23 protein-coding genes are annotated in these 24,542 nt (G+C 64.2%); 6 read left to right on the top strand and 17 right to left on the bottom strand.

Translation table 11 applies throughout. The annotated features are described in order from the left end of the window. Positions 1–1,193: 1,193 nt before the first annotated feature. The 10 genes from ACG2LG_RS10645 to ACG2LG_RS10600 all read right to left on the bottom strand — a co-directional run bounded on the left by ACG2LG_RS10645 (position 1,194) and on the right by ACG2LG_RS10600 (position 12,205). Positions 1,194–2,312: a polysaccharide deacetylase family protein gene (locus ACG2LG_RS10645; protein ID WP_396258826.1), complete on the bottom strand. Its 1,119-nt coding sequence runs from the start codon at positions 2,310–2,312 to the stop codon at positions 1,194–1,196. Between the two features lie 57 nt (positions 2,313–2,369). Further along, positions 2,370–3,725 carry an apolipoprotein N-acyltransferase gene (locus ACG2LG_RS10640; protein ID WP_396258825.1) on the bottom strand — a complete coding sequence of 452 codons (1,356 nt, stop codon included), beginning with the start codon at positions 3,723–3,725 and terminating at the stop codon, positions 2,370–2,372. Then, positions 3,722–5,440, bottom strand: coding sequence for an ABC transporter ATP-binding protein (locus ACG2LG_RS10635; protein ID WP_396258823.1), 1,719 nt, complete (start codon positions 5,438–5,440; stop codon positions 3,722–3,724). The genes ACG2LG_RS10640 and ACG2LG_RS10635 overlap by 4 nt, the downstream gene beginning before the upstream one ends. 107 nt (positions 5,441–5,547) lie before the next feature. Then, positions 5,548–6,537 carry a biotin synthase BioB gene (gene bioB, locus ACG2LG_RS10630; protein WP_396258822.1) on the bottom strand — a complete coding sequence of 330 codons (990 nt, stop codon included), beginning with the start codon at positions 6,535–6,537 and terminating at the stop codon, positions 5,548–5,550. A 14-nt stretch (positions 6,538–6,551) separates the two neighbouring features. After that, positions 6,552–7,229 carry a hypothetical protein gene (locus ACG2LG_RS10625; RefSeq protein WP_396258820.1) on the bottom strand — a complete coding sequence of 226 codons (678 nt, stop codon included), beginning with the start codon at positions 7,227–7,229 and terminating at the stop codon, positions 6,552–6,554. A gap of 87 nt (positions 7,230–7,316) precedes the next feature. Next, on the bottom strand, positions 7,317–8,462 hold the full coding sequence (locus ACG2LG_RS10620) for a MalY/PatB family protein (RefSeq protein WP_396258818.1): 1,146 nt from the start codon (positions 8,460–8,462) through the stop codon (positions 7,317–7,319). A 100-nt stretch (positions 8,463–8,562) separates the two neighbouring features. Continuing rightward, on the bottom strand, positions 8,563–9,513 hold the full coding sequence (locus ACG2LG_RS10615) for an ROK family protein (RefSeq protein WP_396258816.1): 951 nt from the start codon (positions 9,511–9,513) through the stop codon (positions 8,563–8,565). A 13-nt stretch (positions 9,514–9,526) separates the two neighbouring features. Further along, positions 9,527–10,264 carry a type III pantothenate kinase gene (locus ACG2LG_RS10610; protein ID WP_396258815.1) on the bottom strand — a complete coding sequence of 246 codons (738 nt, stop codon included), beginning with the start codon at positions 10,262–10,264 and terminating at the stop codon, positions 9,527–9,529. Next, positions 10,264–10,740, bottom strand: a complete 477-nt coding sequence (locus tag ACG2LG_RS10605) for a hypothetical protein (RefSeq protein WP_396258813.1) — start codon at positions 10,738–10,740, stop codon at positions 10,264–10,266. Before ACG2LG_RS10605 ends, ACG2LG_RS10610 begins: the two co-directional genes overlap by 1 nt. A 100-nt stretch (positions 10,741–10,840) precedes the next feature. After that, a complete protein-coding gene (locus ACG2LG_RS10600) occupies positions 10,841–12,205 on the bottom strand; it encodes an ammonium transporter (protein ID WP_396258812.1) in 1,365 nt (454 codons plus the stop codon). A 416-nt stretch (positions 12,206–12,621) separates the two neighbouring features. Between ACG2LG_RS10600 and ACG2LG_RS10595 the strand changes: the two genes are divergently transcribed. Next, complete coding sequence (locus ACG2LG_RS10595; RefSeq protein ID WP_396258810.1) at positions 12,622–13,443, top strand: hypothetical protein; 822 nt, start codon at positions 12,622–12,624, stop codon at positions 13,441–13,443. Between the two features lie 78 nt (positions 13,444–13,521). Here the strand turns inward: ACG2LG_RS10595 and ACG2LG_RS10590 are convergent, their stop codons facing one another. Genes ACG2LG_RS10590 through ruvB form a run of 4 tightly spaced genes read right to left on the bottom strand, consistent with a single transcriptional unit; the run spans position 13,522 to position 16,206 of the window. Then, positions 13,522–14,421 carry a tyrosine recombinase XerC gene (locus ACG2LG_RS10590; RefSeq protein WP_396258808.1) on the bottom strand — a complete coding sequence of 300 codons (900 nt, stop codon included), beginning with the start codon at positions 14,419–14,421 and terminating at the stop codon, positions 13,522–13,524. Beyond that, entirely contained in the window at positions 14,411–14,671 is a 261-nt protein-coding gene (locus ACG2LG_RS10585) for a hypothetical protein (protein ID WP_396258807.1), read from the bottom strand. Before ACG2LG_RS10585 ends, ACG2LG_RS10590 begins: the two co-directional genes overlap by 11 nt. 41 nt (positions 14,672–14,712) lie before the next feature. Then, positions 14,713–15,141, bottom strand: coding sequence for a Fur family transcriptional regulator (locus ACG2LG_RS10580; RefSeq protein WP_396258805.1), 429 nt, complete (start codon positions 15,139–15,141; stop codon positions 14,713–14,715). A 45-nt stretch (positions 15,142–15,186) separates the two neighbouring features. Beyond that, the gene (ruvB, locus tag ACG2LG_RS10575) at positions 15,187–16,206 is read right to left on the bottom strand and encodes a Holliday junction branch migration DNA helicase RuvB (protein WP_396258804.1); all 1,020 of its coding nucleotides are present in this window, start codon (positions 16,204–16,206) and stop codon (positions 15,187–15,189) included. 129 nt (positions 16,207–16,335) lie between these two features. Here ruvB and ykgO point away from each other — a divergent pair, with 129 nt between their 5' ends. After that, entirely contained in the window at positions 16,336–16,500 is a 165-nt protein-coding gene (gene ykgO, locus ACG2LG_RS10570; protein WP_200278522.1) for a type B 50S ribosomal protein L36, read from the top strand. A gap of 199 nt (positions 16,501–16,699) precedes the next feature. Here ykgO and secD read toward each other — a convergent pair whose 3' ends face one another. The 3 genes from secD to tgt are packed head-to-tail and all read right to left on the bottom strand — an operon-like array spanning position 16,700 to position 20,672. Next, entirely contained in the window at positions 16,700–19,156 is a 2,457-nt protein-coding gene (secD, locus tag ACG2LG_RS10565) for a protein translocase subunit SecD (RefSeq protein ID WP_396258803.1), read from the bottom strand. A 32-nt stretch (positions 19,157–19,188) separates the two neighbouring features. Beyond that, the gene (gene yajC / locus ACG2LG_RS10560) at positions 19,189–19,554 is read right to left on the bottom strand and encodes a preprotein translocase subunit YajC (RefSeq protein ID WP_396258801.1); all 366 of its coding nucleotides are present in this window, start codon (positions 19,552–19,554) and stop codon (positions 19,189–19,191) included. Then, complete coding sequence (tgt, locus tag ACG2LG_RS10555; protein WP_396258799.1) at positions 19,551–20,672, bottom strand: tRNA guanosine(34) transglycosylase Tgt; 1,122 nt, start codon at positions 20,670–20,672, stop codon at positions 19,551–19,553. Before tgt ends, yajC begins: the two co-directional genes overlap by 4 nt. 176 nt (positions 20,673–20,848) lie before the next feature. Between tgt and ACG2LG_RS10550 the strand changes: the two genes are divergently transcribed. The 4 genes from ACG2LG_RS10550 (at position 20,849) to acpS (ending at position 24,494) form a co-directional block, all read left to right on the top strand. Next, positions 20,849–21,700 (top strand): fumarylacetoacetate hydrolase family protein, encoded by an 852-nt coding sequence (locus tag ACG2LG_RS10550; protein ID WP_396258798.1) that lies wholly within the window; start codon positions 20,849–20,851, stop codon positions 21,698–21,700. Positions 21,701–21,772: 72 nt separating this feature from the next. Then, a complete protein-coding gene (gene purH / locus ACG2LG_RS10545; protein WP_396258797.1) occupies positions 21,773–23,314 on the top strand; it encodes a bifunctional phosphoribosylaminoimidazolecarboxamide formyltransferase/IMP cyclohydrolase in 1,542 nt (513 codons plus the stop codon). 53 nt (positions 23,315–23,367) lie between these two features. Next, entirely contained in the window at positions 23,368–24,108 is a 741-nt protein-coding gene (locus ACG2LG_RS10540) for a pyridoxine 5'-phosphate synthase (RefSeq protein ID WP_396258795.1), read from the top strand. Beyond that, positions 24,105–24,494, top strand: coding sequence for a holo-ACP synthase (gene acpS, locus ACG2LG_RS10535; RefSeq protein ID WP_396258793.1), 390 nt, complete (start codon positions 24,105–24,107; stop codon positions 24,492–24,494). Before ACG2LG_RS10540 ends, acpS begins: the two co-directional genes overlap by 4 nt. The last annotated feature ends 48 nt before the right edge of the window (positions 24,495–24,542 follow it).

Genomic DNA, 24,542 nt, shown 5'->3' with positions numbered 1-24,542 from the left:
TTCAATTCTATCATCGGGAGTTAATACGCAGCCGCAATGATGACTATATCTGCCACACTCAAGAAATCCGAAATAATGATGCCGAGAAGTATAATAATGTCGGGGGGTCCTCGCATTTCGCAATTGGGCGGTGCTCTACGGCGCAAACAGTAGAAGCGAAGTCCCTCCGGGCCACCTCCCCGGAAGCTCCTTCCCCCTCAAAGTGAGTGGGTGGGGTCTGGATGGGGTCGGGTCTGGGTGGAGTCGGTCCTCGCATTTCGCAATTAGCCCTCTTAACTAGAGCCTGTCCCAGGCGGGGCTACTCTTTGAGAGCGAGTGATTTGTGTCGGAACAAAAAGAGGCATGGGAAGCGAAAATGCCTCCCATGCCTGAAATTCGGTGTCTATGATGAGTTTACGACAACAAACATAGCGCCGAACCGTGAACATCATCACCTACCAACCCCCTCTTCGTCCAGCCCTTCCTTCAAAGGGGTCCCGTTTTTCAAGCATTAGGCTGCCTGGGGGCGAATCTTCGGGGGAGTCGATCCGGACAGGGGGCGTCCCGTCGAAGATCGAAGAGGGGCCCTCGCATCTCGCATTTGGCTACGGCGTTCATGGTAGTTTCGGGCGGAATGGCCCCTCTGTCTTCTACGGCTTCCTGAGTCCGTGTCTTGCTGCGCTCCACTCGGTGGCACCCCTCCGGGGTGCGGGGTGATGGCGGCGCGTGAGCCGGGGGTATTCCCCGCTGTCGCGGGTTCGACCCCCGGCCACCCTTCTGTGACGCCTCCGGCGTCGTTTGCCGGAGACGGCATCAGGCAGTTCCCGATGCCTTGGCAGACCCGCCTCCGCCCGTAGGCTGTGCATGGGGTCATGTGCATGGGGTCAGGTGTTACGCGCCAAATTTATATCGTACCCCTTTTTCAAATTGTGACCGTACGGATTTCGGGTGGATTCCCACGCTGAAATCGATTTTTTCTGCCAATGGGATCGTACGATTTGGGCCGGAGTGCGACGGTGGGTGGATGGCTTGTGGAGGGCATATGGAGTGTCAGGGTTGGGTTTTTGGAGGCATGACGGTGGCTCGTGACGGGATCGTATGATTGAAATGGGCGTGTCTGATGTGCTCAGACACGCCCATTTGCTTGTGGTTACGACGTCGTCAGTCACCCACCGTTCCGAGGACTTGCAACTTGGCCCTTCTCACTTGGAACTTCAGCCCCGCGGGACGTAGGCGGTTTCGCGGTCGAGGCGGAAGGTCCAGCGCAGGGGTTCGGGGGACTCTTCCTCATCGACGTTCTTCCAGCGCACCTCGACGTCATACTGGCTCAGACGCAGCGGACGGTTGACCTTCCACTGAAGTTGCCTGGTTTCCACATCCCATGTTGCCGGGACGGTCCCGAAGCCACCGATGCGCATGGTGAGGCTCTCGGCATCGATTTCACCGGCTTCGGAAAGGTCGACGGCAATGCCCGGGAGGCGATCACCCACCAGCGAGCCGGGCTCGGGTGTCACCGGAAAGCGGGTGGGCTTGCTGATGGCGGCGAGGGCACCGGGGTCGCCGCCGTCGATCGTGCCAAATCGGATCGCGAGGTCGAAGATGTGGTCGTGGGTGCCGAGCACGACGTAGCGGGGCAGGGTCAGGTCGTCGCTGTCACGCTTGACCTTCTCCGGGATGACGGTGAAAAGCTGCTGGTAGCCGAATTCCTCGGCGAGCGGATACATTTCCTCGGTGTGGAAGCCGCCGGGATAGGCGTAGGTGGTCACCTCGTCGCCGAACTGGACTTCGAGGAAGCGCTTCGACTCGCCCATCTGGGTGCGCAGGAACTTGTCGTAGGCGTCGGGACCCTTGCTTCGGTGCTCTTTGAGCGTGGCCGGGTAGGGGTGGCCGACCGAGTGGCTGCCGATGGTGGCCCCATGCTTCTTCATTTCCTTGATCATCGCCGTGGACAGGGCCTTGCCCCCTCCGTCGACGTAGTTCTTGTAGAGGAACAAGGTGAAGGGGTAGCCGAACTCCTTGAGAATGGGGAAGGCGTCGGTGTACACCGATTTCCAGCCGTCATCGATGGTGATCATCACCGAGCGCGGGGGAAGATCGGCTTCGCCGCGTTTCCATTTCTGGAATTCCTCCATTGAAATCACCGGCAGGTTCAGGTCGTGGAGGGTCTGCATCTGCTGACGGAACTTCGACGTCAGGATGCGCATTTCCGTTTGCTCCTCGGTCTCCGAGAAATCGTGATAGCCGAGCACCGCGACCCGGGCACCGTCGTCCACCGGGGCGGGAGCGGCCGCGGCGATGACGGGAAGGAAGAACAGAATGGCCGTTCGAAGCATGGCGGAAGCTATTCTGGAATGGGGAGCAAATCAAGGTGGCGGATCGAAGCGCGGACTTCAGTCCGCTCTCCTGGCGGACTGAAGTCCGCGCTCCTTCCGGGAGAGCACTGATGTCAGCACCAACAGGGCAACCGCCAGCCCGGTGCAGGTCGGACCGATGAGCCAGCCGATGCGGGTGTAGAAGGTGAGCTGATTGTTGGTGCCCGCTTTCGCCACCAGAACGCCTGGCTCGAAAAGCGGGAGGCTGGCGACGCGGCGGCCCCTTGGGTCGATGGCCTGGGTCAATCCCGAGCTGGAGGCCACGACCATCCAACGCCCATTCTCGGCAGCGCGATGACGGGCGAGTTCGGCATGCTGAAGGTGCTGGCGTGCGGTCCAGTGGGCGGCGTCCATGCTGGGGACGAGGAACAGTTCCGCGCCGTTGACGACGGCCTGCCGGGCCACGGTGCCGTAGTCGTTGTCGAAGCAGATCGTGGTGGCGATGGTACCCAACGGGGTCTCGAAGGCAGTCGCCTCGGTGCCGGGTTCTCCGTCGTCGAAAAAGTGCACCGGGCGATTCTTGAAGTGGGTCCCCAGGATGTCGTCACGGCCGATCGTCACGGCGGTGTTGGACCAGCTGCCGTCGTCGTGATCGGTCCGGGTTCCGAGGGTGAGAAGCGCGGCCTCCTTGTCGGCCAGAAGGTTTCTAACCGACGCCATCCGGCCGGGTTTGGTACGAATGTCGGGAACGACGGCATACTCCGGCCAGACGATGGCATCGACTGGATCGGGCGCTCCGCGCGACAGGCGCAGGTAGTCATCGAAGGAAACGTCCTCGCCCTGAACCGCCACGATTGTGAACTCGCCGGGTGGGGAGGGCGGCGCGGGCAGGTAGCTGGCCAGAGCGACGACCGCGAGCAGCACGGCACCGAACCGGAATTGCCGGAACGCCACCGCGGCTGCTCCGGTGACCACCAGCAGGCTGACTCCGTAAACCCCGATGAAGGGTGTGAGGTAACCGGGCGGGAGAGCCGTGCCGGGGGTGATCCACGGAAAGCGCAGGGTGAACCACTCCCCGCGGAAATACTCGAGTCCGGTCCACAGGATGCCGATGGCGATGGGCAGCCACTTCTTCCCGCCGAGGCTTTCGCGAAGCGAGGCGGTGCCGACTGCAAAGAAGGTCGGGAAGATCGCGAGGATGAAGAACAGCAGGATGGCCATCGAGCCGAAGAGGGCGGCCAGCCAGTTCAGCGTACCGGCGAAGAGGCCGAGCCCGTAGAGGAGTCCGAGTCCGACCGCTTGACGGGGCGGTGCCTCGCGAAGGGCGATGAGGAGGGGAATGGTGGCGACCAGTGCGAGCGGGTGCCAGTGGAACGGAGGGAAGGAAAGGATCCCGAGTCCGATGGCGAGCAGGGTGAGCAGCAGGCGGATCATGACGATGAGGCGCTTGACTGAAATCCGCCGCCACGATGGAGATTCCGGTAGAGTCCCTCCTGCCCGATGAGTTCGGCGTGGGTGCCGGATTGGACGAGTTGGCCGTCCTTGAGGACAAGGATGCGGTCGGCGGCCTCAATGGTGCTGAGGCGGTGGGCGATGACGAAGCTGGTGCGGTCGGAGCGCAGGCGTTCGAGCGCTTGCTGGACGAGTTTTTCGGTGCGGTTGTCGAGCGCCGAGGTGGCCTCGTCGAGTAACAGGATCGGAGGGTTTCTCAACAGCGCGCGGGCGATGGAGAGACGCTGCCTTTCACCGCCGGAAAAGCGGGTGCCGCGCTCGCCGGCGAAGGTCTCCAGTCCGTCGGGAAGTTCCTCGACGAACCCGAGCGCGTTGGCGGCCTCGAGAGCGTCGAGGATTTCGGCATCGCTCGCCCCGGCGCGTGCCAGCCGCAGGTTGTCGCGGAGGCTGGCATTGAAGAGGAAGCTCTCCTGGGTGACGTAGCCGATGCGGTCCCGCAGCCATTCCTTGGAGAGCTCCGGGAGCGGGCGGCCATCGAGAAGGATTCTGCCGGAATCGGGTTCGTAGAAGCGGGCGATGAGGTGAAGCAGGGTCGACTTCCCGGCACCGGTCGGCCCGACGAGCGCGATGGTTTCGCCGGGCTTCGCCTCCAGCGAGATGTCGGTGACCGCTGGCGAGTCGGGGTCGTAGGAAAAGCTGACATGCTCGAAGCGCACCTCGCCGCGCAGGGTCTCGGGGCGGGCACCCTCGGTCAGGTTGTCCTCCGGCGGTCGGTCGAGGATTTCGGCGACCCGCTTGGCGGATGCGGTGCCGCGGTTGAGCGTCTGGCTCAGGGGGTTGATCTTGGAAATCGGTTCGAAGAGGAATCCCCACGCAAAGAGGAAGTAGAAGAGGACGCCGGCGTCCATCTGCTCCTGCAGGACGCGCCAGGAGCCGAAGGCGACCATCGCGATGATGCCGGCCTCGGCGAGGATGGAGACACCGGGCCAGATCAGCGATTGGCCGCGCATCACGCGCATGTATTTCGAGCGGGTGGTCTGCGAGGCATCGGTGAAGCGGTCGAGTGCCTCGGGCTCGCCGGTGTAGGCCTTGATCTGGCGGATGCCGGAGAGTGAGTCGTGAAGCAAGGCATGGAGCTCCGCCGTCGCCTCGCCCGATTCGCGCCACTGGGGTTCGGCCACCTTCGAGTGCCGCCAGGTCACCAGCGCGATGACCGGCAGCGGGGCGATCGTGACGAGCGCCAGCCGCCAGTCCTGCCAGAACATGGCGGCGAGTACGACGACGAATTGCAGCAGCGCCGGCAGGGCGATATCGAGGGTCTCGGTGAGCAGCTTCTGGACGTTCGGCACATCGGTGCTGACCCGGCTCATGATTTCGCCGGAGCGATTTCGGTCGAACCAGCGGACCGGCTGCCGCTGGAGGCGGTCGAACATCTCGATCCGAAGCTCGTGGACGAGCCGCGACTCAAGCGACTGGGCGGTCAGCGAGCGCAGGGCGAGAAGCGACTGGCGGGCGGCGATCGCGGCGAGGCCGACCAACGCGGTGGGCAGGACCAGGTCCGGTCGCCTTTCGCCAATCACGACATCGGTGAAGTGCCGGGCCACCGCCGGCAGGACGAGCACCAGCACGGTGCCGACGATACCGAGCAGGACGACGATCGTGGCGCGGCCCCGGTGGCGGGAGAGGCGGTGGAGCATGGGGCGAGGCTGCGCTTCGGATGAGAACGGCCCAGGGCTGGGCGCGGGCTCGCACCGCGGCCGGGAGGCCACCCGGGCCTGACATGGCGCTTGGAAAGCGCCACTCCCTACGCCGGGCAGAGCGGCTTCTCTTTGTCGGCCGCCGGAGCGGCAAGCTCCTGGTTGGGGGCCAGGGTCCCGAGGCCGAGCTTCGCGAGCAGCGCCTGGTCCTTCTCGACGGCCGGGTTGCCGGTGGTGAGGAGTTTTTCGCCGTAGAAGATCGAGTTGGCGCCGGCGAAGAAACACAGGGCCTGGGTCTCGTCGGACATGCGGGTGCGGCCGGCGGAGAGGCGGACCTTGGCCTTGGGCACCGCGATGCGGGCGACGGCGATCATGCGGACCAGATCGAACACGTCGACCGGTTCGGCCCCCTCCAGCGGCGTGCCGGGCATCGGCATCAGCGAGTTGATCGGCAGGCTTTCGGGCTGCGGGTTGAACTCGGAGATGACTTCGAGCATTTTCAGCCGGTCGTCGTTGGTTTCCCCGAGACCGAGGATGCCGCCGCAGCAGACCGACATGCCGGCGTCCTGGACGTTGCGGATCGTCCGCAGGCGGTCCTCGTAGGTGTGGGTGGTGACGATGTTCGGGTAGTGCTCCGGCGAGGTGTCGAGGTTGTGGTTGTAGGCGGTCACGCCCGCCTTCTTGAGCCGCTTGGCCTCTTCCGGGCCGAGTTCGCCGAGGGTCACGCAGACCTCCATGCCGAGTTTGGCGACATCCTCGATGATCTCGACAACCTGCTCGAAGCGCTTGGTGCCGCCGCGCACGCCCTTCCATGCCGCGCCCATGCAGAAGCGGGTCGAGCCGGTCGCCTTGGCGGCGAGGGCGCGCTCCATCACGTCGCGTTTCTCCATCAGGCGCTCGGCCTCGACCTCGGTGTTGTAGCGGGCCGACTGGGAGCAGTAGGAGCAGTCCTCCGAGCAGCCGCCGGTCTTGATCGAAAGCAGGGTGCAGAGTTGCACGTCCGGATTGTCCCAGTTGGCCTCGTGGACCGTGCGGGCTTGCTTGAGCAACTCGAAGAACGGCAGTTCGAAGAGGGCCTTGAGTTCGTTGAATTTCATGATGGATGGAGAGTTCAGGTGCCCCAGCGTCCCTTGACGATGGGCATTTTGCCGCGACCGACCCACGAGTAGTCGGTGGGTCCGTGGGCGCCTTCCAGCGGCACGCCGAGTTGGCGTTTCCACACCTTGCTCATGCTTTCCGCGGTGTGGCAGCCCCAACTCTTGCAGTAGGCGTTCTTGGTGAAGATCGAGCGCTTGATCCGGTGCAGGTCGTCCTGGTGGAGCCAGATGGTGGAGGCCGCCATGATGTCGTTGCCGTAATCGAGCATGAAGGCGTACTTGTTGCTGTGGCCGAAGAAGTCGAAGGTCTGCACGGATCCCTTCGGCATGCTGTTGATTGCGGCGATCATGCCACCTTGGGAATCGAACCACTTGAGGGTGACGTTGCGCTTGCGGGCGAGGTCGGCGATCCAGGTCGTGTAGGGCTTGCCGTCCTCCGCGGAGCGGGTGCGGTAGCCGTCGCGATGGACGATCCAGACGATGCGGGCATTGGAACCGTAGGCCTTGCGGATTTCGACCATGCGCAGGGTGGAGGCACGGATGAAATTGGCCCACCAGCGGTCGTGACGATCCGCCGGCACCCGGAGGTCCTCCCATTTCCGCAGCGAGGGACCACCCGTGAGAATCACGTGGTTGGCGTCGGCCACGGGGGCGAACGCAAGAAGGAGCAGCGTCAGCAGCAGGCGTTGCATGGCGGAATTATTGGCGGATCATCCGGCGGCTGAGAAGTGCCAAGTGTGTGTGCACGCGGGCGGTTCCAGGCACCGCGGATGGAGGCTTCAGGACCCGCGCCCGGCCCGCGCGATCTTCTCGAGGCCTTCGAGCATGCGGGAGCGTGGACAGGCGAGGTTGAAGCGGAACCAACCGGGCCACCCGAAGAAGTTGCCGTCGGAGACGAAGAGTCCCGCCTGCCTTTCCAGCAAGTTGGCGGGGTTCTGGGAGTCGAGCGACCGGCCGTCGATCCAGGCCAGGTAGGTGGCTTCCGCCGGCACGGGCTTCAGATCGGGAAGTCTCTCGGCGAAGAAGGTGTCGAGTGCCTCGCGGTTGGTCCGGAGGTAGGCGAGGAGTTCCTGCCTCCAAGGCTCGCCGTGGCGGTAGGCGGCCTCGGCGGCGTAGTAGGAGAGGGCGTTGATTTCGGTAAGCGTGTGACCGCGGGCGGCGGCGAAGCGGCGGCGGATCGAGTCGTCCTCGACGACCGCAAAGGCGTATCCGAGTCCGGCGATGTTCCAGGTCTTGCTCGGCGAAAGCAGGGTGATGCAGTGCTTCCGCAGCTCGGCGGGAAGCCGGAGTGCCGAAAAGTGGGGCGTGGTGGCTTCGTCGAGGATCAGGTCACAGTGAATCTCGTCGGAAACGAGCACGATGCCGCGATCGGCACAGAAGCGGGCGACCTGCTCGACTTCCGCGGCGCTGAAGACGCGGCCGAGCGGGTTCTGAGGGTTGCACAGCAGGAACACCCGGGTGTCGTCGGTGACCGCATCGGCCATGGCCTGCCAGTCGAAGGTGTAGCGGCCATCGACCCGCGTGTGATCCACTGTGATCAGGCGGGCACCCGCGTCCCGGTGAACCCCGAGGAAGGGGGGATAGACCGGCGTGCAGGTCATGAGCGCCTCGCCGGGTTCGCAGAAGGCCCGGGCGGCGAGCGAAAGGGCGGGCACGAGACCGCCGAGGTGGATCCGCTGGTCGCGCCCGATGGTGGCACCGTGCCGCTGCTTCAGGTTCTCATCGATCGCCTCCTCGAGGCCCTCGTGGGCCTGGGCGTAGCCGAAAATGCCGTGATTCACCCGCTGGTGGAGCGCCTCGAGAATCTCCGGGCAGGAGGCGAAGTCCATGTCGGCCACCCAGTAGGGGTCGAGTTCGGGACGCCGGTCGAACTTGATGCATCCGGTGCCTCGCCGGTCGATCGGGGTGTCGAAGTGGTAGCGCACGGGCGGGGCTTAGCTTGGCCGGGGAGGCTTGGAAATTGGAAACACGCAAAGTTTCCGGAGGCCGTCCCAGCCCGGGTTTTCCGCGGGTGGGAGATCCAGGCTAATCCTCGACCGGGTAGCCGGCTTGTTCGAGCGCAAGATTTCCGGCACCCACCATGCCGGCCTCGTTGCCGAAACGGGCGGGCAGGACCATCAGGTTCTCGCGGAACGGGTCGGACAATTGCGCGTAGAGGTGCTCGGTCAGAGGGCCGAAGAGCAGGTCACCGGCGCGGGAAACCCCGCCGCCGATGATGAGGGCGTGCGGATTGAGCAGCCAGCAGCAGCTCATGAGGGTCGAGGCAAGGCGCCGGGCGACCTCGTCCCACACGCCGAGGGCAATCCCGTCGCCGGCTCGGGCGAGTCGCGAAAGCGCTTGCGGGGTCACCTCGTCGGCGGTCTTGGGCTGGCCGGCCCTTGCGTAATGCTGCTGCGCCATTTCGGCGATCTCCCGGTTGCCGATGTAGTCTTCGAGCGCGCCGAGATTGCCGTAGTGGCCGCGTTTTCCCTGCCAGTCGTTCGACATCTGCCCGACCTCGCCGGCACCGAAGCGGCTGCCGCGGATCATTTGTCCATTGGCCACGACGCCGCCGCCCACGCCGGTTCCCAGGGTGATGGCGATGAGGTCCCGGGTTCCGCGACCAGCTCCCTTCTTCCATTCCGCATAGGTCATGCAGTTGGCGTCATTGTCGACGGTCACCGGCAGATCCAGTCGCTGCTCGAGGCGGTCGCGCAGGGGAAATCGCTCCCATCCCGGGACGTTGGTGAGGTTGTGGACCACGCCTTGCTCGAAATGGACGAATCCCGGCATGCCGACCCCGACGGCGGCGATGCCGGGATGGCGCTCGCGCAGGCTCCGGACGGCATCGAGCATCGCATCGATCAGGGGATCCGGTCCATCGAAGTCCTGCGTGGCGATGGGGGGGGCGGTATCGATGACCTCGCCTCCGAGGATCACGCCGGATTTCACCGAGGTTCCGCCGAAATCGATGCCGATGGCGAGTTCACTTGTCATGGATGGTAGGAGTTCAGCGGAAGACGCGGCGCCCGACAAGGTCGATGCCCGCCAAGGTGAGGTCGGGATCCACCGCATCGATTTCCGGCAGGCCGGCGGCGATCAGTCGGGCATCGCCGCCGGTGGCGACGGCGACCGCCGGCGCGGCGATCTCCGAGCGCAGCGCCGCGAGGATCTCCCGGACCAGACCGCGATAGCCGATCACCGCCCCCGCGCGCATCGCCTCGGTGGTCGACTTGCCAATGGCGCTGGCCGGTTCCGCCAGCTCGATCTGTGGCAGCAGCGCGGTGCGGCGTCCGAGATACTCGCCCATCGCCCCCAGGCCCGGGGCGATCACGCCTCCCGCGTAGGCCGGGGCGGGGGAGATCACGTCGAAAGTCACGGCGGTGCCGAAGTCGATCACGATCGCCGGGTGGCCATGGCGGGCGACCACCCCGACGCCGTTGGCCAGCCGGTCGGCGCCGATGCTGGCCGGCCGGGGGTAGTCGATTCCGATCCCCAGCGGGCTCTCGTGGGAGATCCGGTGCAGCGGTCCACGGGTGGAGAGAGCCTCCTCAAGGATGGAGGCCTTGTCGGGAACGACCGAGCAAAGCACGGCGGCCTCGAAATCCAGATCCTTCAGCGCCCCGGCGAGACTCGCGGCGGAAATCTCCCCGGTGGGGATCCAGAAGCTGTGCTCCGGTTCTCCGGCCCGCCGGGCGACCGCGAACTTGGTGCGGGTGTTCGAGTTGTCGATCAGCAGCAGTTTCATCACCAGCGGCAGGTGCGATAGACCTCGCTCCCACCGTCCTTCAGGGTCGGGGGAGTGCTTTGGTCGCGAACCTTGAGGGAGGCCCCATTGATCCGCAGCACGAGCGGGCCGTCGAGATCCCCCGGTTCGAGCCAGAACTTGATGGCGGCCGCCTCGGTGGCGGCGAGAGCCGGGTCGCCCGGGTCCAGATCCCCGATGCCGCTTCCTTCGAGCGAAAGCCCGGCCGGCTTCCGGTCGTTTCCGGCAGCGGTTTCCAGCGCCAGATCCGCATCGATGGCGAACTTTCCGGGATCGGTCACCTCCAGGCGGAGTTCGAGCCAGTGGTAGCTGAGGTCCCGCTGGAGCCGCGCGAATTCGATCCGGCATCCCGCCGCCGGATCCGGGTTCCATTCGTAGGGACGCAGGAACCACTGCCAGACCGCCACCGCGAGGGTGGGGATCAGCAGGCCCAGAAGAATCTTGCGACGTCGTGTCACGGCCAAGCGCTTAGGTCAGCGGAACGCGGGACACCAATGCAAAAAGAAGCAGGCGGCCCGAAACGGACCGCCTGCTGCAAGTTTGGGAATCGAAGGATTCTTACTGATGATCGGTGTAGGCCGGGACACCGTGCTCGGCCACATCGAGACCTTCCTCTTCCTCCTGTTCATCGACGCGCACGCCCATGACCAGCTTCAGGATGAAGAACACGACGAAGGAGAAGATGAACGCGGCGGCTCCGACCGCCAGAACGCCCACGAACTGGCCTCCGATGGAGAACTGCTTCTCGGCACCCTCGGGAACAACCTCGAAGATGGCGGCGGCGAGGATGCCCCAGATGCCGCAAACGCCGTGGACCGAGATGGCACCGACCGGATCGTCGATCTTGATCTTGTCGAAGAACAGGACCGCGACGACGACGATGATGCCGGCGATGATGCCGATGATCATGGCGCCGCCGGCGGAGACGATGTCCGCGTTGGCGGTGATGCCGACGAGACCGGCGAGGAAGCCGTTGAGGGCCATCGAGAGGTCAGGCTTCTTCAGCACCGCCCACGAGGTGGCGATCGCACCGAGGGATCCGGTGCAGGCAGCGAGCGTGGTGGTGGTGAAGACCAGGCCCAGCGGACCCGGAGCGGCCGAAAGAACCGATCCGCCGTTGAATCCGAACCATCCGAAGAAGAGCAGGAACACGCCGATGGCGGCCAGCGGCAGGCTGTGGGGGAGGATCGGCTTGATGCCTTCCGCGGTGTATTTCCCGCGACGGGGCCCGAGGATGATCACGCAGGCCAGGGCCGCGAAGCCGCCGAAGGCGTGAACCACGGCCGATCCGGCGAAGTCCTTGAAGCCGTTGCCGCCGTTGAGGCCACCGAGCCAGCCACCGCCCCAATGCCAGGAACCGACAACCGGATACCAGAAGCCGACGAGGATCGTGGCGAAGATCATGAAGGTCGGGAGCTTGACCCGCTCGGCCACCGCACCCGACACGATCGTGGCCGCCGTGGCCGCGAACATCGCCTGGAAGATGAAGTCACCGTAACCGGTCATGGCCAGAGCGAGACCCCCGTAGCCGAAGGTGTCGCCACCATCGGCATTCAGGTCGCCGATCATGCCGCCGAGGCTGAACCAGCCGTTGAAATCACCCGGGTAGTGGGTGTTGAAGCCAACCAGCGCGTAGGTGACGATGCCGATCGCGATGATGAAGCAGTTCTTGAACAGGATGTTCACCGTGTTCTTGCGCTGCGTCAGGCCGGCCTCGAGGGTGGCGAATCCAAGGTGCATCAGAAAGACCAGCGCCGCCGCAATCACCGTCCACAGCATGGAGGTGGTGAAAAAATCGAAGGCGTAGGCGTAGTCGCCTTGGCTTTCGATCAGGGCGTCGTAGTCTGCTCGGTACTCGTCCTCAGCAAAGGCGGTGGTCGCCAGTAGGGGGCTGAGGAACATCAATTTCTTTAGTGTTCGCATGGTTGGTTGCGGTTGTTGGAGTTGAACTCGGCGGTGGGGTAGCATCTGCCGTGCCAAGTCACGAAATCCTCACCACCGTCCGCTGCGGCACCCCTTGTTCCGGGCTCGAAAGGTGCCCGCGTCCCCGGATCGGTTTGCCGCCGAAAATGCTCGGAAATGGTCAGCGGGGCCGACCGAATCCTTTGGGCGATTTGCCTTGCAAGCCATCGGCCCGGGCGTTAGAACCGCTCCGTGCGAGCGAAGTACGCCCGTGCTTTTTATCTGGACACGGTTATCAAGGTTTCTTAAATAGACCCCGGTAAGTCAGTGTCTTCCCAGCTTAATTGGCACGGTCGATGCTTTCGCAACCAAGTCTCTCTCGAAGTCGGCCAAGCCGTCCAAGAGGGTTATTCGCAGCAACCGAACAACGAAATACGATGCGCAACTACAGCAAAACTATTGGTGCCCTGGCCGCTGCCTCCACCCTCGTGGCAGGCTACGCTTCGGCAGAACTTGAAGGTGAAGTCCACGTTGGCTATCACAACATGTATGAGTTCCGATTTGTGGACCTCGGCCAAGACCTCATCGAGGCTGGAGCCGATGTCGGCATGACCTTCGGAGACTTCGGCGTCAGCGCCGGTGTTTGGTATGCCAGTTCCGACGTGCCCGTTGCCTTGCTTGGTGGCAATACCAAGATCAACTTCGACGAGTTGGATCTCTACACCGGTGTGAGCTACAGCATCGGGGATCTCACTCTCGAGGCAGGTTACATCTACTACTACTTCCCGGACACCGGCACGGTCGCAGGCCTTCTTGGCTTGGGCACCTCCAACACCCAGGAAGTTTACGTGGGAGCCAGCTACGACTTCTCCTTCGGGCTTTCCGTCGGATCGACGTGGTATTACGACTTCGACGCGAACAACGGTTGGTACTGGGACACCAGCATCGGCTACACGGTCGAGCTGATGGAGTGCCTTGACTTGGAACTTACCGGTGGCATCGCATTTGCTGATGGCCTCGGCACCCAGGTGTCTTCCCGGATTGGCTCCGTTGGCACGGCCGATGGCTTCCAAGGTTACTACCTGCAGGCTGCCCTTCCTTGGGAGTTCCGCGAGAACGTGACCCTGACTCCCTACGTGCGCTACACCGCTGCTGAAGGCGATCTGGCGACTGACGTGATCAATGCCGCCATCGGTGGCACCGGTCGCGGTGGTCAGGACTACCTGGTCAGCGGTGTTTCCCTTGCGGTCGGCTTCTGATCGAGGCTTACCTCAACTGAAATCAAACGAGCGGTCGTCCTTCGGGGCGGCCGCTTTTTCGTGCCCTGACGGCTCGATCTATTCTCGAGCCCTGGGGTGGGCCTGATCGTAGGCTTCGCGAAGTCGTTCCTTCGTGACGTGGGTGTAGATCTGGGTGGTCGACAGCGAGGAGTGACCCAACATCGATTGCACCGAGCGCAGATCCGCTCCCGCGTCCAGAAGGTGGGTGGCGAAGGAATGCCGGAGCTTGTGTGGCGAGATCTTGAAGGGAATCGACGACAGCCCGACGTATTTGCGGAGCAGCGCATCCACGGCCTGCTGCGTGATGCGGGTCCGGCGCTTGCTGATGAAGAGCGGACCGCTGCCCAGCGCGGCCTCGCGCCGGTACCGGTCGATCGCGGCCAGCGCCGGCCCCCCGACGGGAATCTGGCGCTCTCTGGAGCCTTTGCCGGTGACGCGCAGGGTTTCTCCGAGGAGATCGATGTCGCTCAGTTCCAGCGAGCGGAGTTCCGAGATCCGCAGACCGCACGAGTAGAAGAGCTCAAGGATGGCCGCGTCGCGCATGGGCAGCCAGGCGGGAGCATTGCGGCCGGGAGGGGTCTTCAAGGGAAGCGTCAGCAGTTCGTCGACCTGGGCCCGGGTCAGGACCACGGGGAGTTTCCGCTCCGGTTTCGGGAGCTGGACCTCGGTGACGGGGTTCTTCGGAAATCCGCGGCGGTGCACGAGATAGCGGTAGAACGATCGCAGGGCGGCGAAGCGCAGCCGGATGGTCGAGCGGGCAAGCTCCGCTTTCATCAACTCGTAGAGCCAGTCGCGGAAGTGGTCGGCGTTCAGGCTCCGCCAGCCCGGGAAGTCGTCCTGCCAGCGCCCGCGCAGGTTCTCGATGGCGCGCCGGTAGCGCTCGAGGGTGTGTTGTGAGGCACCGCGCTCGACCTCCATGAATTGGAGAAAGTCGCGGGGCAGGTCCTCATCCGTCATTTCCGGGAGCCTGCCTCTTTGCGCGGAAAATGGCGATCAGGATCAGCACGAATCCGGCCGCCGCCAGACCTCCGGCGATGAGCTGTCCGATGAGAATCATCTCGCCTTCGGTTTTCATCAATTCCTCCGCCACTTCTTCGCTCGCATACTGAAGATCCTGCTTCAAGCGACCGAGTCGCTGGGCGACGAGCAGCACCAGAACGGTCGCGGAAAGGAACAGGGTCAGGGCGATTCGGACGAGGCGGGGCATGGTCTGAAGCTGAAGATCTGAAGAAAAGCTGAAATCCGAACTCAGCCTGCACAGCGTGGGCAGGTACCGAAGAATTCGAGTTCGTGGTAGAGGTCTCGAAATCCGGTTTTCTCCCGGATCTCGTTTTCCAATTCGTGGACCGGGCACGGGGCCTTGATGGCCTCGATCGAGCCACATTCGGTGCAAATCAGGTAGTCGCGGTGTCGCCCGGGCACCAGCAGGGCGAAGTAGGCGGCGCGCTCGTGCAGCCCCAGCCGCCGGACGATGCCCTTCTCGGTCAGGCGCTGGAGAAGCCGGAAGACCGTTGCCTTGTCGCATTGATCGGTGAGACGGGGTGACTCGGCGAGTTCGGCGAGCGTCATCGGCCGGTCGGTTTCGACCAGTGTGGCCAGCAGTTGTTCCATCGCCTTGGTCCGGCGCATCCCGCCGGAGCGGCAGCGATCGATGGTTTCGGCAACGAGGGCGTTCATGGTGTGGAGGATCCTAGTCTGGAGCCGGGTGACGGGAAACCGAAATCAGAGCAGGGTTGGCTGCCCTCCGTGTGGCGGTGGCGCGCCGATTTTCTCGTAGGCGGCGGGTTGCGCCACACGGCCCCGGGGCGTGCGGCTGAGGAATCCCTGGAGAATCAAAAAGGGCTCGTGGACTTCCTCCAGCGTCGAGGCATCCTCGCCAACGGCGACCGCGAGGGAACCAAGCCCCACGGGACCACCGGAAAACTTGTAGATCAGGGCCTCGAGCAGGCGCTTGTCCATCTCGTCGAGACCGTCGGAATCGATCTCGATCATCGCCAGCGCGGCATCGGCGATCGGCCCGGTGATGGTGCCGTCGCTGCGCACCTCCGCGTAGTCGCGGACCCACCGCAGCAGGGCGTTGGCGACCCGCGGGGTGCCACGCGAGCGGCGCGCGATCTCAAGGGAGCCGTCCGGGTTCACGGGGATGTTGAGAAGGCCGGCCGAGCGCTCGATGATCTGCGCGAGTTCGGTTTCCGAGTAGTAGTCGAGGCGGTTGACCAGTCCGAAGCGCGAACGCAGCGGCGCGGTCAGCATGCCCGAGCGGGTGGTGGCACCGACCAGGGTGAAGCGGGGGAGGTTGAGCTGGATGGAGCGGGCCGACGGGCCGGAATCGATGATGATGTCCAGACGATAGTCTTCCATCGCCGGATAGAGGTATTCCTCGATGGCCGGGTGGAGGCGGTGGATCTCATCAATGAAGAGGACATCCCCCTTCTGCAGGTTGGTCAGAACGCCGGCCAGGTCGCCGGCCTTTTCGATCTGCGGGCCGGAAGTGGTGTGGAGCTGGGTTCCGGCGGCGCGGGCGATGATGTTGGCCAGGGTCGTCTTGCCGAGCCCGGGTGGTCCGGAGAGGAGCACGTGGTCGAGCACGTCGCCGCGGTTCGCGGCGGCCTCGACCATGAGCAGCAGCCGCTCCTTGACCTTCTCCTGCCCGATGAACTCCGAAAACACCGGCGGGCGCAGGGAAATGTCGAACGAACTGGAGGGCTCGGAGGTGGCTTTCTGGTAGAAATTCTCGCTCATCGGCGCGGCGGGACGAGATGACCACAGGGAGGACGGATGAACACGCTTTTTCCTCTCAGAATCGCCTTTACAAGGGAGGGGGGATGCCTAGAGTTCGCGCCCCGCCCGCGGGACAACCAATTTCGAGCCATGAAAGTTCTCTCATCCCTTTCCTCCGCCAAGCGCCGCCACACCGATTGCCAGGTCGTGTCGCGCAAGGGGACGACCTACGTGATCTGCAAGACCAACCCGAAGTTCAAGGCCCGCCAGGGGGCGACCAAGGGCACCCGCCTTTCGAAGAAGGGTGTGAAGTAGGGACTTCCCCTCCTTCGCCAAGACTTCGGAGGGCAGGCAAACCGGAAGTTCCAAGTCAGAAGTTCCAAGTTCCAAACGAAAAGAGGCGGCCGGAAGGCCGCCTTTTTTGCGTTCGGTGTATTGATTCCTCACTCCCGACCAGAGGCTGATGGTTGACCGTTTGGCCGTCTGATGTCTGACCGTCTGATGTCTGCCGTCTTCAGGTATTCGCAGCGGTCTCGCCGGCGAGCGAGGCGTCGAGCACCTCGCGGCGGAGGTTGCGGCCCTTGCCCCGGCTCCACCACAGCACCACCGGTGCGGCAACGAAGATCGAGGAGTAGGTGCCGACCACCAGGCCGACCAGGATCATGGTCGAGAAGTCGCGCAGCGCGGCTCCCCCGAAGATCGCCAGGATCGCCACCGTGGTGATCGTGGTCAGCGAGGTCAGCAAGGTCCGTGACAGGGTGGCGTTGATCGCCTGATTCATCAGGTCCTTGATATTGCCCCGCTCGGTGAGCAGCGATTCCCGGATCCGGTCGAAGACGATGATCGTGTCGTTGATCGAGTAACCCGCGATGGTGAGGATCGCACCGACGTGGATGAGCGAGAGTTCGCCGCCGAAAAGAACCACCAGTCCCACCGCGAGGACGACGTCGTGAACCACGGCGACAAAGGCACCCAGCGCGAACGAGAATTCGAAGCGGATGCTGATGTAGATGAGGATGGCAATCAGGCCGAGGCCGAGGGCGATCGAGGAGTTGATGAGGAAGGCCGAACCGGCCGTTGCCGAAACCGTGTCGGTACTGGCATCGACCACGTAGTTCGTTTTGCCCGTGTCCTTTCCGGTGTCGCGGTCGAGCGTCGGCGTCCGCTCCTGAAGAACGGGGAAGGCCGATCGCAGCGTGTCTTCGATCCTGGTGGTGTCCGCGGTGGAGCAACGGATGGTGAGGAGTTCTCCACTGTTCGGGACGTTCTCTTCCTGGATGATGGGCTTGGACTCGGTGTCGAGATCCTGGAGCGCCTTCTCGGCCTCCGCCTGGCGCACACCCTTGGAATCCTGGGGAAAGGTGAAGGTGAGGATGGATCCGCCGGTGAAGTCGACTCCGAGCGCGTCCTTCTGTTTCCAGGCGAAGCCGCCGACGGCGGCCAGGAAGAGAAGGGTCGAGAGGGCAAAGGCCGCCTTGCGCTTGCCGAGGAAGTCCCAGTTGGTGGAGCGGAAGATGTTGAGCAGGGAAAGGTTCTTGAGGGCACCGGTGTCGAGAGCCCAGCGGAACAGGACGCGCGTGACGAGAATCGCCGAGAACATCGAACCGAGCAGGCCGACGGTCAGCGTGACGGCGAAGCCGGCGACCGTGGAACTCGCCTTCCAGAAGAGGATGACCGCCGTAAGGAGGGAGGTGGTGTTGGAGTCGAAGATCGCCGAGAAGGCCTTCTCGTAGGCGGTGTCGATGGCGGTCTTGAGCGACTTGCCGCTGCTGAGTTCCTCACGCAATCGCTCGTAGATGAGCACGTTGGCATCCACCGCCATGCCGATGGTGAGGATGATGCCGGCGATGCCCGGGAGGGTGAAGGTGAAGCCGAACATCGCCATCGCGCCGAAGATCAGCACCGAGTTCACCGCGAGGGCGGTCAATGCGATGAGACCGGCCGTGCGGTAGTAGATCAGGATGAAGACCGCCGTGATGGCCAGGCCGATGGCGGCGGAGGTGATGCCCTGTTTGACCACGGCCTCACCCAGGCTCGGAGACACCGTGCGCTCCTCGTCGATGACGAGGGCGTTCTCCAGCGGGTTGAGGAGCTGGCTGGCAAGGGTGCCGGCTTCCTCGAAGCTGTCCTGACCCTGAATCACGAAATTCTTTCCAAGCGGCGTGGTCTGAACCACGGGTGCGGTGATCACGACGTCGTCGAGGAGCACCGCGATGCGGTCGGATCCGGCGGTCATGTCCTTGGTGAGGTTGGTCATTTTCTCGCCACCGGCACCGGTGAGCTTGATGCCGACCTGGTGGTCGGTGCCCTGGGTCTGGGGCCAGGCGTCGGCGATGTCGGCACCGTCGATGGCGGTGCGGTTGTTCAGCAGGAGGTATTCCGTGAAAGGGTCTCCCTCGCGGTTCACGCCTTCGTGCTTGTAGGCCTTGAAGCCGGGGATGACTTCCTCGCCGTCATAGACCTGCTTGGCCAGCATCTGGCTCTGGGGATTGACCTCACGAAGTTCGAGCTTGGCGACCTTCTGGAGGATTTCCCGGATCTCCTCGGCGGCCTCGGGCTCCATGCCCGGCATTTGCAGGATGATCGTGTCGTCACCACTCTTGGCGATCGAGAGGTCCCCGGTTCCCGCCGAGTCGAGACGCTTCTGGATCGTCTCGATGGCATTGTCCATGTCGCGGTCGGTGAGCGGGATGACCTCGTTGGTGTCGGGATCGACATTGGGCTGCACCCGCAGGGTGAAGGCCGAGCCGCCGACGATGTCGATGCCGCCCTGGAGCGTCTTCGACGGCGGGATCAGGGCCAGGATGCACAGGGTGCAGAGGCCGAGAACGAGGATGGAGCCGATGTTGCGCTTGCGGCGGTCCGATTCGGTCGCGAAGTACCAGATGAAAAGGATCAGCAGCGAAAGTCCGGAAAGAAACAGAACCAGGGGATCGCTGACGATCTGGAGCGCGAGAAGGGAGGAGGTCATGGGATTGGAGGCGTGCTCGTGGCCCGGAGGGCTTACTTGGAGTCACTGGAAGCGCCGGCCTCGGCGCTCTTCTTCTTGGTGACCGTGGCGATGGCCGGCTTGTCGAACTCGACCATGGTGCCCTCGGCGAGCTTCAGGACCACGGTCTTGTCCTTGATGTTGTGGACGATGGCGTGGATGCCGGCCGTGGTGACCACCCGGTCTCCGGTCTGGAGGGCGTCGATGCGCTTCTGGAGCTCCTTGCGCTGGCGTTGCTGGGGCCGGATGAGCAGGAAGTAGAACATCACGACCATGAGGCCCATCATGACCAGCGGATTGCCGAGGAGACCGCCACCGCCACCGGAGCCGGTGCCGCCTTGAGCGAGAATGAAGAGATTGTGGAAGATGTGTGTGTTCATGCCTGAGTGTATCGGCGGATGAATGAGTCCTTGAATTCGAGGAAGTTTCCGTCGCGGATGGCCGTTCGCGCTCCGTCGGCGAGGGCGAGGAGGAAATGCAGATTGTGGAAGGAAAGCAACCGCAAAGCGAGGATTTCACCAGCCCGGAAGAGGTGGCGGATGTAGGCCCGCGAAAACCCCGAGACGTGCGGATGGGCGGACTCGCACAGCGGCCCGCCGTCCCGCTCGAACTCGGCGTTCTTGATGTGGATCGGCCCGTCCAGCGTGAAGGCCTGCCCGTGGCGGGCGACTCGCGTCGGCATGACGCAGTCGAACATGTCCACACCACGGCCGATCATCTCGAGAATCTGGGGCGGGGTGCCGAGGCCCATGGCGTAGCGCGGTTTGCCCTCGGGCAGGAAAGGCACGCTGTTCTCAATGGCCCGGAACATCTCCTCTTCGGGCTCGCCCACCGAGACGCCGCCGATCGCGTAGCCGTCGAAATCGAGTTCGACCAGTTCACGGGCCGATTGTTCGCGGAGTTCGGCCCAGGTCGAGCCCTGGACGATGCCGAAGTGCCTTTGCGGACCCCCGCCCGAGAGCGGGTCGTGCTCGGTAATCCAGTCCTTGCAGCGCCGGGCCCAGCGGGTGGTGAGGCCCAGCGATTCGGCGGCGTAGCTTTTCTCGCAGGGATAGGGCGGGCATTCGTCGAAAAGCATCGCGATGTCGGAGCCGAGCGCGGCCTGGATCTCCATGCTCAGCTCGGGAGTCAGCAGCATGTTGGCGCCATCGAGGTGATTCTGGAAGCGGACGCCTTCCTCGGTGATCTTGCGGAGCTTGGCGAGCGACCAGACCTGGAAGCCTCCGGAATCGGTGAGCAGGGGCTTTCTCCAGGAGGAAAAGCCGTGGAGCCCGCCGAAGTCGCGGATCAGCTCGTGGCCGGGCCGCAGCCACAGGTGGTAGGTGTTTCCGAGGATGATCTGGGCTCCGAGCAGGTCGAGCTCGTCGGGGTGGAGCGTCTTCACCGAACCCTGGGTGCCGACCGGCATGAAGACCGGTGTTTCCACGACCCCGTGGGCCAGCTGCATGCGGCCGGTGCGGGCCTGGCTGGCGGGGTCGCGGTGAAGGACTTCGAACATGGCCGGGTCGGGGGATAGGGGCGGGGGGAGTGAAAAGTAAAAAGTAAAAAGTGGAAAGTGGCGCGTGGCCGGACTGCAGGGGTCCTGGTTTCACCTTCCGGCGCGGCGGCGGCCAAGTGGTTCGTTTCGGTTTCAGGAACTCGCCATGCCGGGGCGGGTGCGTTAGACTGTTTGTCGTGAAGCTGATTCGTTTCGGGGAGCCGGGTCGCGAGGAGCCCGGCGTGCTGCTGGATGACGGTCGCCGGGTCGACGCCAGCGGCCAGTTTCATGACTACGACGAGGGGTTTTTCGCCTTTGGAGGAATGGAGGCGCTCGAGGCATGGGTGGCGGACGGCTGCCCCGAGGGGGACGAGTTGCCTCTCAACGTCCGGATCGGTCCGCCGGTCGACCGGCCCTCGAAGATTGTCTGCGTGGGGCAGAATTATGCCGACCATGCAAAGGAACTCGGCGGCCAGGTCCCCGCGGAGCCGGTGATCTTCATGAAGGCCGGTTCGGCGTGGAGCGGGCCCTTCGACGACGTGGCGCGGCCCCCGGGTTCGGAGAAGCTGGACTACGAGGTGGAGCTGGCGGTGGTGATCGGAAGAACCGCCTGCCGGGTCTCCGAAAGGGAGGCGCTGGACTACGTCGCCGGATTTTCAGTCTTCTGCGACTATTCCGAGCGGGCCTTCCAAAAGGAGATGGGCGGGCAGTGGACCAAGGGCAAGAGCTGCGACGGCTTCGCGCCGATGGGGCCGGCGCTGACGCCGGTGGGCGAGGTCTCCGACCCCCAGGGCCTGCGGCTGTGGTGCAAGGTGAATGGGGCCATGCGGCAGAATGGCTGGACCGGCGACATGATCTTCGGCGTCGCCTTCCTGGTGAGCTACATCAGCCGCTTCATGAGCCTGCTCCCCGGCGATGTGATCGCCACGGGAACGCCGGGCGGCGTCGGCGGTGGAATGAAACCACCGAAATTCCTGGCACCCGGCGACTCGGTCGCCTGCGGAATCGAGGGACTCGGCGAGATGCGGCAGCGCATCGTCCAGGGATAGGGGGGGGCGACTCCGGACTTGCCGCTGGGGCGGGGCAGAGGTACGCGGGGGGTGCACTTTTCCCGATCATTCATGTCCATCCAGCGCGCGCTTCTTTCCGTCTCCGACAAGTCCGGTCTCGCCGAGTTTGCCAAAGACCTCCACGAGATGGGGGTCGAACTGCTTTCCACCGGCGGCACCTCGAAGGTTCTCCGCGAGGCGGGATTGCCGGTGATCGACGTGTCGGAGTTCACCGGGGCTCCCGAGCTTTTCGAAGGTCGGGTGAAGACCCTGCACCCGAAAGTCCATGGCGGGCTGCTCCACAAGCGCGACGACGACGAGCACCTCAAGCAGGCGAGGGATCACGACATCCCCCCCATCGACCTGGTGGTGGTGAATCTCTATCCCTTCGAGGAGACCGTCGCCAAGGAGGGGGTCACGCTCTCGGATGCGATCGAAAACATCGACATCGGGGGACCCTCGATGCTCCGCAGCGCGGCGAAGAACTACAACAGCGTCACGGTGGTGACCGATCCGGCCGACTACGCCCGGGTCGTCGATGAAATGAAGGCCCACTCCGGAGACACCACCCTCGGGCTGCGCGAGGAGCTGGCGGTGAAGGTGTTCCACCGCACCTCCGAATACGATGGGGCGATCTCCAACTTCCTCGGCAAGTGCGAGGACGGAACCCGCTGCAGCTACTCGCTGAGCCTGTCGCTCGACCAGGAACTGCGCTACGGCGACAACCCGCACCAGAAGGCGGCGCTCTACGGCGACTTCGGCCGTTGCTTCAGCCAGCTTCAGGGCAAGGGACTGAGCTACACCAACGTTCTCGACATCGAGGCGGCGGCCGACCTCATCCTCGACTTCGTCCGTCCGACCATCGGCATTCTCAAGCACACCAACCCGTGCGGCGTGGGCCAGGATGACGACGATCTGCGCGAGGCCTGGAAGAAGGCCTTTGAAACCGACCGCCAGGCACCCTTCGGCGGTGTGATCGTGTGCAATCGCCCGCTCACCGAGGGGGTGGCCCGCATCATTTCCGAGATCTTCACCGACGTGATCATCGCCCCGGACTACGAGCCGGAGGCACGGGCGGTGCTGCAGAAGAAGAAGAACCTGCGCCTGATGAAGCTCAACGAGGGCTATCTCTCGGCGAAGAAGCAGCCCCTCATCCGCTCCTGCCCGGGAGGGTTCATGGTCATGGACCGCGACCATGCCGCACTCGGCCTCGACAATCTCGAGAGCAAGGTGGTGACCAAGCGGCCGCCGACCGAGGAGGAAATGCGGGCGATGCGTTTCGCCTGGCGCGTGGTCAAGCACGTCAAGTCGAACGCAATCGTCTATGCCCGCGCCGACCGCACGCTGGGCATCGGGGCGGGCCAGATGAGCCGGGTCGACTCCTCCCGCATCGCCGTGTGGAAGGCCGGAGAGGCAGGCCTCGATCTTCAGGGCTCGGTGGTGGCATCCGACGCGATGTTTCCCTTTGCCGACGGCCTCGAGGCGGCCGCGGAGGCGGGCGCCACGGCGTGCATCCAGCCGGGCGGCTCGAAGAATGACCAGCAGGTCATCGAGGCGGCGGACAAGGCCGGCATGGCGATGGTCTTCACCGGGCACCGCCATTTCCGGCACTGAGCGGAATGCGGAATGCGGATTGCGGAATGCGGAATGCGGATTGAAACTCGCGCGTGCTTCTCGGAGTCAACATCGACCACGTCGCGACGCTGCGGCAGGCGCGCTACGCGCTGCTGCCGGATTCGCCGAATGCCGAACCCTCGCCCCTGCAGGCGGCGCTTGATGCGGCCGAGGCGGGCGCGGATTCCATCACGATCCACGTCCGTGGCGACCGCCGCCACATGCAGGACCGGGATGCCTTCGAATTGCGGGAGCAGTGCCCCCTGCCGCTGAATCTGGAGATGGGGGTCAGCGATGGCATGCTCGCCCTGGCCCTGGAATTGAAGCCGGAGTTCGTCTGCCTGGTGCCGGAGAGTCGCGAGGAGGTGACGACCGAGGGCGGGCTGGATGTGCTGTCACGGCTGGATGAAGTGAAGGCCTGTGTGGATCGCCTGAGGACCGCCGGCATCCGGGTTTCCCTTTTCATCGATCCGGACGTCGGCCAGGTCGAGGCCGCGGCGGAAACCGGTGGTGAAATGATCGAGCTGCACACCGGTTGCTTCGCCAACGCGCTCGGAGACGAGCGGAGTGCCGAGATCGAGCGCCTCATCGACGCCGCCCGTTGCGGTGCCGGGATGGAGCTTCAGGTGAATGCCGGGCACGGAATCAACTATGGCAACCTGCCGGCCTTGTTCGAGGTGCCTCATCTGGCGGAGTTGAACATCGGTCATGCGATCGTCTCGCGGGCGATGCGGGTGGGCATGGGTGAGGCGGTCAGGGAAATGAAAACAGCCATGGCGCAGTACCCGGGATGAGCGTGTTCGGGATCGGTATCGACGTGGTGGAAATCGACCGCATCGAGCGGTTGCTCGACAAGTACGGCGGTCGCTTTGCCGCGAAGGTCTTCACCGAAACCGAGCGCGACTATTGCGAGACGGCCACCCGTCCGGCGCTGCACTATGCGGCCCGTTTTTGTGCCAAGGAAGCGGTGGCCAAGGCTTTCGGAACCGGGATCGGCGCCGACCTCGGGTGGCTGGACATGGAGGTCCAGCGGGCCGCTTCCGGTGCCCCCAGGCTGCTGCTTTCCGGTGCCGGGAAACGCTTTGCCGAATCCAAGGGAATCGTCGCAGTGATGATCAGCCTGACCCACGCAGCGGACTACGCCGCGGCGAATGCGCTAGCCGTGACCGCGTCGACTTGAAGCGCGCGGGAAGCGTGATCCCTTGCCAACAGGAGCGACCGGGGGGAG

The sequence above is a fragment of the Haloferula sp. A504 genome, from assembly GCF_044385805.1.
GTDB lineage: Bacteria > Verrucomicrobiota > Verrucomicrobiia > Verrucomicrobiales > Akkermansiaceae > Haloferula.
The sequence above is the reverse complement of the archived record's forward strand: the minus strand, read 5'-3'. Positions and strand labels throughout refer to the sequence as shown.

Coding starts and splice junctions, on each gene's coding strand:
- ACG2LG_RS10645 (WP_396258826.1), bottom strand. CDS start 2,312: ATGCTTCGAACGGCCATTCTGTTCTTCCTTCCCGTCATCGCCGCGGCC.
- ACG2LG_RS10640 (WP_396258825.1), bottom strand. CDS start 3,725: ATGATCCGCCTGCTGCTCACCCTGCTCGCCATCGGACTCGGGATCCTT.
- ACG2LG_RS10635 (WP_396258823.1), bottom strand. CDS start 5,440: ATGCTCCACCGCCTCTCCCGCCACCGGGGCCGCGCCACGATCGTCGTC.
- bioB (WP_396258822.1), bottom strand. CDS start 6,537: ATGAAATTCAACGAACTCAAGGCCCTCTTCGAACTGCCGTTCTTCGAG.
- ACG2LG_RS10625 (WP_396258820.1), bottom strand. CDS start 7,229: ATGCAACGCCTGCTGCTGACGCTGCTCCTTCTTGCGTTCGCCCCCGTG.
- ACG2LG_RS10615 (WP_396258816.1), bottom strand. CDS start 9,513: ATGACAAGTGAACTCGCCATCGGCATCGATTTCGGCGGAACCTCGGTG.
- ACG2LG_RS10610 (WP_396258815.1), bottom strand. CDS start 10,264: ATGAAACTGCTGCTGATCGACAACTCGAACACCCGCACCAAGTTCGCG.
- ACG2LG_RS10600 (WP_396258812.1), bottom strand. CDS start 12,205: ATGCGAACACTAAAGAAATTGATGTTCCTCAGCCCCCTACTGGCGACC.
- ACG2LG_RS10595 (WP_396258810.1), top strand. CDS start 12,622: ATGCGCAACTACAGCAAAACTATTGGTGCCCTGGCCGCTGCCTCCACC.
- ACG2LG_RS10590 (WP_396258808.1), bottom strand. CDS start 14,421: ATGACGGATGAGGACCTGCCCCGCGACTTTCTCCAATTCATGGAGGTC.
- ACG2LG_RS10585 (WP_396258807.1), bottom strand. CDS start 14,671: ATGCCCCGCCTCGTCCGAATCGCCCTGACCCTGTTCCTTTCCGCGACC.
- ACG2LG_RS10580 (WP_396258805.1), bottom strand. CDS start 15,141: ATGAACGCCCTCGTTGCCGAAACCATCGATCGCTGCCGCTCCGGCGGG.
- ruvB (WP_396258804.1), bottom strand. CDS start 16,206: ATGAGCGAGAATTTCTACCAGAAAGCCACCTCCGAGCCCTCCAGTTCG.
- ykgO (WP_200278522.1), top strand. CDS start 16,336: ATGAAAGTTCTCTCATCCCTTTCCTCCGCCAAGCGCCGCCACACCGAT.
- secD (WP_396258803.1), bottom strand. CDS start 19,156: ATGACCTCCTCCCTTCTCGCGCTCCAGATCGTCAGCGATCCCCTGGTT.
- yajC (WP_396258801.1), bottom strand. CDS start 19,554: ATGAACACACACATCTTCCACAATCTCTTCATTCTCGCTCAAGGCGGC.
- tgt (WP_396258799.1), bottom strand. CDS start 20,672: ATGTTCGAAGTCCTTCACCGCGACCCCGCCAGCCAGGCCCGCACCGGC.
- purH (WP_396258797.1), top strand. CDS start 21,773: ATGTCCATCCAGCGCGCGCTTCTTTCCGTCTCCGACAAGTCCGGTCTC.
- acpS (WP_396258793.1), top strand. CDS start 24,105: ATGAGCGTGTTCGGGATCGGTATCGACGTGGTGGAAATCGACCGCATC.